This window comes from Bacillus sp. SIMBA_008 (assembly GCF_046535495.1).
In the GTDB taxonomy this organism is placed as follows: Bacteria; Bacillota; Bacilli; order Bacillales; family Bacillaceae; genus Bacillus; species Bacillus subtilis.
The window spans coordinates 1-267 of the sequence record NZ_JAWRWL010000555.1 but is presented as its reverse complement, the minus strand read 5'-3'; the positions used below and the strand labels follow the sequence as shown (position 1 = coordinate 267).

Sequence of the window (267 nt, the reverse complement as noted above, 5' to 3'; positions counted from 1 at the left end):
CATCGCAAGCCACATCATCAATTGGTGGGTAAAGCCCGTATCGTGAATAAAGATCAGGGTGAATACTCTTAAAATGGCATACAGGCCGACTTTCGTCAAAAGAGACCCGAATAAAGCCGAAATTGCAGCCGGCGGGGCGTAATAAGAGCCCGGCATCCAGAAATACAGCGGGAATATCCCGCCCTTTAAACCGAAAACGACGAGAAGAAGGACGCCGATCACGGTTATCAGCCCGGTCTGGCCCGATTCGCTTATTTTTACGCTTAG

1 protein-coding gene is annotated in these 267 nt (G+C 49.8%); it reads right to left on the bottom strand.

Translation table 11 applies throughout. The features are described from left to right. On the bottom strand, window positions 1–267 hold a 267-nt coding region (locus tag SB658_RS24415; RefSeq protein ID WP_410602954.1), incomplete at both ends, for a proton-conducting transporter transmembrane domain-containing protein.